The sequence below is a fragment of the Caminibacter sp. genome (assembly GCF_053999135.1).
Genome location: NZ_JBMXVQ010000047.1, coordinates 1 through 7,268 on the forward strand (window position 1 = coordinate 1; position 7,268 = coordinate 7,268).

7 protein-coding genes and 1 tRNA gene are annotated in these 7,268 nt (G+C 33.1%); 5 read left to right on the forward strand and 3 right to left on the reverse strand.

Annotated features, from left to right (window positions below; genetic code table 11):
* Positions 1-790: oxygen-binding di-iron domain-containing protein (locus ACXJH6_RS03965; RefSeq protein WP_456470468.1), on the reverse strand; the 790-nt coding region annotated here is incomplete at its 3' end.
* An 82-nt stretch (positions 791-872) separates the two neighbouring features.
* Complete coding sequence (locus tag ACXJH6_RS03970; protein ID WP_456470469.1) at positions 873-2,012, reverse strand: ABC transporter substrate-binding protein; 1,140 nt, start codon at positions 2,010-2,012, stop codon at positions 873-875.
* An 87-nt stretch (positions 2,013-2,099) separates the two neighbouring features.
* Between ACXJH6_RS03970 and serS the strand changes: the two genes are divergently transcribed.
* The 5 genes from serS (at position 2,100) to ACXJH6_RS03995 (ending at position 6,758) form a co-directional block, all read left to right on the forward strand.
* Complete coding sequence (serS, locus tag ACXJH6_RS03975; RefSeq protein ID WP_456470470.1) at positions 2,100-3,350, forward strand: serine--tRNA ligase; 1,251 nt, start codon at positions 2,100-2,102, stop codon at positions 3,348-3,350.
* Positions 3,351-3,358: 8 nt separating this feature from the next.
* Positions 3,359-5,527 carry a tetratricopeptide repeat protein gene (locus ACXJH6_RS03980; protein WP_456470471.1) on the forward strand — a complete coding sequence of 723 codons (2,169 nt, stop codon included), beginning with the start codon at positions 3,359-3,361 and terminating at the stop codon, positions 5,525-5,527.
* Positions 5,528-5,575: 48 nt separating this feature from the next.
* On the forward strand, positions 5,576-6,301 hold the full coding sequence (locus tag ACXJH6_RS03985; protein WP_456470472.1) for a Bax inhibitor-1/YccA family protein: 726 nt from the start codon (positions 5,576-5,578) through the stop codon (positions 6,299-6,301).
* Positions 6,291-6,692 carry a thiamine-phosphate pyrophosphorylase gene (locus ACXJH6_RS03990; RefSeq protein WP_456470473.1) on the forward strand — a complete coding sequence of 134 codons (402 nt, stop codon included), beginning with the start codon at positions 6,291-6,293 and terminating at the stop codon, positions 6,690-6,692. The genes ACXJH6_RS03985 and ACXJH6_RS03990 overlap by 11 nt, the downstream gene beginning before the upstream one ends.
* A tRNA-Ala gene (locus ACXJH6_RS03995) sits at positions 6,683-6,758 on the forward strand. Before ACXJH6_RS03990 ends, ACXJH6_RS03995 begins: the two co-directional genes overlap by 10 nt.
* A 259-nt stretch (positions 6,759-7,017) precedes the next feature.
* Here the strand turns inward: ACXJH6_RS03995 and ACXJH6_RS04000 are convergent.
* Positions 7,018-7,268: transposase (locus ACXJH6_RS04000; protein WP_456470474.1), on the reverse strand; the 251-nt coding region annotated here is incomplete at its 5' end.

Genomic DNA, 7,268 nt, shown 5'->3' on the forward strand with positions numbered 1-7,268 from the left:
CTTTAAAAAAGCGTTTTAAAACCTCATCGGTTTTGTTTAAAATATACAAATCGCTTTCATAATCATCAAGAAGATAAAGTCCGCACTCCAAATCCATTAATTTTTCTATAAGAGGATCGATAAATTCTTTTTTAATAATCGAGCCGTGTTGAGGCGCTATCATTGAAGGATGTTTTTTCTGAACCTGTTTAAGTGCGTGATGTAAAACTTCACTGCTTGGCATATAGTGTTTATGAAACGGTTTTGCCGCTTCAAAATAATCATCAACACTTTTAGCGAAAAGTGAAAATTCTTCGGTCAGTCCTCCGAATAAATCACTTGAAAATAAAATCCCGGTTTTTTTATCATATGTACAAAACGCCCCCGGAAAATGTGCATAAGGCGTAAAAACAAATTCAAGCTCTCTTTTTCCCGCTTTAAGTTTCCAGTTATGCTGATCGATTAAATAAAAAGGAGTTTCCCACATATAATGTTTCAAAAGCATTTCAGTCCGCCAATGGGTAACTATATACCTCTCCCCTTTTGGCAAAATTTTTTCAAAAGTGGAATAACATCCTACAATATCGGGATCCTGATGATGCATTATAATATACTTAATATCCCTTATATGAACAATTGAAGTAAGTTTATCCAAAACAACCGGAAACGTAATCATACTTCCCGGGTCTATTAAAATCGATTCGCTTCCGTTTTTTATCAAATAAACATGACACTGAAAAGGGTCATCGGGAATCACATATCCTATCCAATATATATCCGGTGCAATTTCTACAGGTTTAGTATAATCCATTTTACCTCTTTACTAAAAATTAAAAACATTAAAAAGCACCTCAATGCCGTTTAATGTTTTTACTCCCGAAAGGGAGAAAAAATTAAGGCTTAACCAATTCTTTAAACACCGCCTTACCGTTTTGAATCTCTTCTACAACTGCAGGTTTATTGATAGGGTTTCCTGTTTTAGGATCAATTGTTAAATAACCTGTAACCGCTTCCACATTTTTAGAGTGTCTGATTGCATTATTAATACACTGTTTGAACTGAAGGTTTGTTTTATTTGCTTTTGTGTCACACTGTTTTATTGCGTTGTATATCAAGATATATCCGTCCGCTCCTGTTGCGGCAAACGCATTTGGAAGTTTACTGTATTTGGCTTTATATTCTTTAATAAATTTTTCAGAATAAGGCGTAGGAGCTTTTACAGGGTCGAAATGGTCCGTATACATTACACCGTTGGCAGCTTTTCCGGCAAGTTTTGTCATTAAATTAACATCGGCAAGTCCGTCTCCACCCATTAAAGGCGTTTTTACCCCGGCGGCTCTTAACTGTCTTACGAAAAGTCCACCCTCAGGCGCATAAATCGGAGCGTAAATAAAATCGGGATTCAGTCTTTTAATCTGGGCCACCTGAGCGTTGAAATCTTTATCACCGCTGTTTATAAACAGTTTTTTAAGAATTTTTCCTCCTCCTTTTTTGTATGCTTTTGCAAATTCTTTTGCAAGACCTACGGAATAATCCTGTTTCATATCAAATACAATTACCGCGTTTTTAAAATTGTGTTTTAATGCGTATTTAGCGGCAACAGTTCCTTGAAAATCATCTGTAAAACATGCTCTTGTAATATACTTGCTTCCTTTGGTAACCCTCGGGTTTGTGGCAATTTGGGTAACCGTAGGTGTTTTAGTGTTTTCTGCAAATCTTTTTATAGACAATGCCATCGAACTTGCAAGAGGTCCCTCGATTGCAACCACTTTTTCACCGCTTGCAAGTCTTTTGTATCCGTTTACATTTTGGACTTTATCAAACTGGTTATCTACCACTACCAATACTATTTTATCGCCGTTTGGCAAAGTTTTGAAATTTTCATAAGCTATTTTTATCCCTTTTAAAGCATTTTGTCCGTAACTTGCAATAGGTCCTGTTAGAGGCTGTAAAATTCCTACCTTAATCTCTTTTGCCATCAATGTAGAGGCAACAAGTGCACTTAATCCCAAAGCGACCAGTTTCTTTTTCATTTATTCTCCTTTTATGTTAAAATTATCCAATGAATATTATATCAAATAATAACAAATTAATAATAAAATTACATTTAAAGGAAATAAATGATAGACTTAAAGTTACTTGAGAGGGATTTTGAAAACATCTCTAAAAAGCTTGCGTTAAAAGGCGTAAAAGAAGATACTTTAAAAGAAATAAAAAATCTTTTTGAAGAAAAAAAAGAAGCCCGAAAAGTTTTAGAAGAACTTCAGGCAAAAAGAAATGCCCTGTCTAAAGAAATAGGAAAACTTGTGAAAGAAGGGAAAAAAGAAGAAGCAGAAAAACTAAAACAAGAAGTTGCCAAAATAAAAGACAAAATAGAAAAAATAAATAAAATTTTTGAAAAAATAGAAACCAAACTCTTTCAAAAAGCTTTAATAATTCCAAACATTCCCGACGATGATGTACCTGTGGGAAAAGACGAAAACGATAACGTAGAAATAAAAAGAGTAGGAGAAATACCTACATTCGATTTTGAACCAAAATCTCATGACGAACTCGGTGAAAAACTCGGATGGCTGGATTTTGAAAGAGGCGTTAAACTTGCAAAAAGCCGCTTTACCGTTATGAAAAAAGATGCGGCAAGAGTGGAAAGAGCTCTGATTAATTTCTTTTTGGACCATAACAGAGAATGGGGGTTTGAAGAAGTCTGGGTGCCTCTTATGGTAAATAAAGAAACCATGACAGGTACGGGCCAACTTCCTAAATTCGAAGACGATTTGTTTAAAATAGAAAATGAAAATTTATACCTCATACCAACGGCCGAAGTTCCTTTAACAAATCTATTTAGAGACGAAATAATTCAAGACCTCTCAAAACCTATAAAATTAACTGCTTATACCCCTTGTTTTAGAAAAGAAGCAGGAAGTTACGGCAAAGACACCAAAGGCATTATACGTCAACACCAATTCGACAAAGTAGAACTTGTAGCCATTACCCGTCCTGAAGAAAGCGATAAAATGTTTGAAGATATGGTGGGATGTGCCAGCAGCGCCCTTGAAAAACTCGGTCTGCCTTACAGACAGGTTATGCTTTGTACAGGAGATTTAGGATTTAGCGCGGCAAAAACCATAGACCTTGAAGTATGGATTCCAAGCCAAAATAAATACAGAGAAATAAGTTCGATTTCAAACACCAGGGACTTTCAGGCCAGACGTGCAAAAATCAGATATAAAGACGGAAAGAAAAACAGACTCGTACATACTCTTAACGGCAGCAGCCTGGCTGTAGGAAGAACACTTGTAGCTATTATGGAAAATTACCAAAAAGCCGACGGAAGCATAGAAATACCTCAAGTTTTAAAAAAATACCTATAAGGTAATAAGTGGCTGAAGAAAACGTAGTTGTAATAAAAGAGGGAAAAAAAAGCAAACTGCCCTTTTTAATAGTAATAATTTTACTCTTAATCTTACTTCTTCTTTTAATCCTTCTTGGAGCGGCGATATTAAAGAAGAAAAAAGAAAAAAAAATACAAAAAGATATAAATATAGAAAAAATAGTTAAAAAACTAGAAAAAAAGAATATTCCCAAAGACGCATTAAGCTCCCTTATACAAAAAGCCACTATCTTATACAAACAAGGACAAAAAGAAAAGGCCCTAGAAATATTAAACAAACTGTCCAAATTTTCCAAATCTCTCTCTTTTTATAATCTGGGAGTCATTAAACTAGAAGAAAAAAATTATAAAAAAGCCATCGAATATTTTCAAAAAGCCATTATTTCTCAAGACAATAAAGTATTAAGCGCCATTAATGCGGCATACGCTTCTTTAATGATAAACGACTATAAACTGTTTAATTACTACAGAAATTTAGCATATACCTTTTTGCCGGAAATAGCTAAAAATAAAAACTTTCCTTACTATTACGCAGTCGTTATGTATTACATGGGATACGAATATAACGCAATCCCGGCTCTTAAAACAAAAACGGCTTTTAAACAGGAATCAAATAAACTCTTAAGCAACATATACGAATATTTAAACGACTCTACAAACGCTCAAAATTACGCTACCGACCCTCTTTACAAAGGTTTAAACCTTGCAAGAATAGGAGAATATTCCCTTGCCAGAAACAACCTCTTAAAAAGCAATTCGCCAATAGGGGAATTTGCCTTAGGACTGGTTGATTTGAAACTTTCCTTATTTAAAGAGGCATCTAAAATTTTCAACAAATATAAAAACAATAACCTATACCCCATTACCGTTTTTTTAAAAAAATCTCTTTTTGACATCAAAACTGCACAAAAAGAGTTTAAAAAAAGTTTTTTAAAGAAAAAAGAAGACTATTACGACCTATTTTTTTATTTTTCCCCTTACAAGGTATTTAATATAAAACAGACTATCAGTTACCTGAAAAAAGGTATAGCCGGGCTGCCATTAGGAGCTGTTGAAGAGGCTCAAAACTATCTTTTTAAAAGCGCGGTTTATTCAGATTTGAATATAAAACTATCAAAAGCGATAAAACTGGCTTTAGACGGCCATATATATCTGGCAAACAAAGCCTTTAAAAAATTATTAAAAGATTCCAATTCCTATATCCTTCATTACGATATCGGCTTAACTTACGCACAGCTTGGAGATTACTCAAACGCTTATAAACATTTTTTAAGGGCTTATCACCTAAACCCATATGATTTAAAAACAGGAATTTTTGCACTTTATTCCGGAGCTAAAACAGGAATTGACAACCCACACCTAGTGGCTCTTATCAAAGAAGATATAACGGATAAAACGATACTTGAAGATGCAATGCTAAGTATTTACACAAATAATACAGTGAAAATAGCGGCTTTTATACAAAAAGAAGAAAAAAACAATCCCTTATGGTTAATAACAAAAATAGTATCCAAATCGGTTTTTAATAAAGATTATTCTTATGAAGCTTTAAAACTGAAAAGTATTTTTGAAAAAGATTTAATAGCCAATCTTTTATATTTTTACGCAAACAACAAAGACCTCACTGTTAAAAAACTGGCTCAAAATTATCAGGGTTTTTTTCTTCAACTTAACAGATACGCAAACCTAAACGATTTTTTCTACGGAGCGAAAATAGCAAAAGAGTGGTATTTTTCTTTTGCAAAAATTTCAGGTCTTTTAAACAGGGTTAGACTTATTTTATTAAAAAAAGCCCAAACGGAAACGCAGGATATGGTCCCGGTCTTAAAAAGACTGGCATACGCCAACCTATACACAAAACATTTTGAAGAAGCCTTCACAATATATAATGATTTAATAAACAATAAAAATATTACCGACCCTCATACATTATATCATGCAGCCGTAGCCGCCATAGGAGCAAATCATCATCCAAATGCCGTAGCACTTATGGAACTCGCAAAACTTAAAAATCCAAATTATTTCGAAGCCAGATACGGACTTGGACTTTTATGGCAAGAATCTAATAATTTGAACGCAGCTTCCATTCAATACGGAAAAATAAAAGACGGATTTGAAAGTAAATTTTTTGATTTTAACATAAAACCTAAAAATTAATACCAGATTAATTTAATTTAAGGATAATAAAATAAAAAAAGGAGAAAGATGAAATTTTCATCAAATGACTTTAAAACGCTAAATTCTCAACAGGTTAACAATTATTATTCTAAAGATACGGCCATTACAAATATTAACGCATTTGTAAAAAGAACTTATCAGCTTCTTGCCGGAAGTTTGATTGCCGGGGCAGTAGGGGCTTATGTTGGTATGGGATTTGTAAACAGTATGGTAAACCCCGAAGGAGGTCTTAGCTTTACTTACTGGGGAGCTGTAATTCTTGAATTTATATTGCTTTTCGGACTGTTTGCTGCAAAAAACAAAACTCCTCTTAATTTAGTATTGTTATTTGCTTTTACGTTTATGACAGGATTTACATTAGCACCTACTCTTGCATTTTTCATTGCTAAAAATATGGGGTATGTAATTGGTGAAGCATTCGGTCTTACCGCAGTGGCATTCGGAGCTCTTACCATTTTCGCTATGAATACAAAAAGAGATTTTACTACAATGGGCAAAATGCTCTTTATTGCTTTAATTGTAATAGTGGTGGCTTCTATTGTAAATATTTTCCTGCACCTTCCTATGTTACAGCTTGCAATAGCAAGTGCGGCAGCTATTTTGTTTAGTTTCTTTATTTTATACGATACTCAAAACATCATAAGAGGAAACGTATCAAGCGAAATAGAAGCAGCAGTCGCCTTATATCTTGATTTTCTTAATTTATTTGTATCTTTATTACAAATTTTAGGGTTTTTAAATAATGAAGAATAACCCTCCTCTTTTTCGCACTATTGACGCAAATATTAACAGATATAAAGAAGGAATAAGAGTAGTTGAAGATATTTTAAGATACGAATTCGACTCTTCCCTTGCAAAAGAACTTAAAAAATTAAGACATATTAATATTCCAAATTATAAAAAAGTTTTAGAATTTAGAAACGTATCTGATGATATTTTAAAACCTTCCACTAAAAGCGAACAAAACAGAAATTCATTGGAAGATATAATTATTTCAAATTTAAAACGGGCTCAGGAAAGTTCAAGAGTTTTGGAAGAAATTTATAAAATTTATGATATAATAACATCTGAAAAATTCAAATCGGCTAGATATAAGCTGTACGATTTGGAAAAAGAAATTTTATCTACAATCAAGGGGACATAGCTCAGCTGGTAGAGCACCACGCTGGCAGCGTGGGGGTCACGGGTTCGAGTCCCGTTGTCTCCACCATCATTCACAAACTCCCGAAATTAAGGCGTTTCTAATAATCAAATCCAAACAGTGTCAGTTGTTTTCGTGGGATTTTAACTGACAGTATGACTGACAGTTAGTAAATCATTTAATGTTTTTATTTCTTTTTTAGTCTTATTAATTAATGAGTTCCATTCTTGTTGCTTATCCCATTTTAAAATATTAATCTCATCTAATATTTTAGTCCATTCTTTATTTTTAAAATGAGGTTTAATAATACCAATCCTCGAAATAGATCTTACACATTTAAGCATTTATTCCAACCTTCTATAATCCATTCATACCCCCAAAGCTGTTTTATGCTTTCTTTCTTTTTCATATAATTTGTTAAAGCTTCATCAATCAGTTTTTCTTGCTCTTCAATATTTTCAAATATTCTATTAGCAGTAACTTTTCTCATTTCTTGAAAAAATCTCTCAGTTGGATTTAATTCAGGAGAATATGGTGGTAAAAATATTATTGTTAAATCATTATCTTCTAATTTCTTAC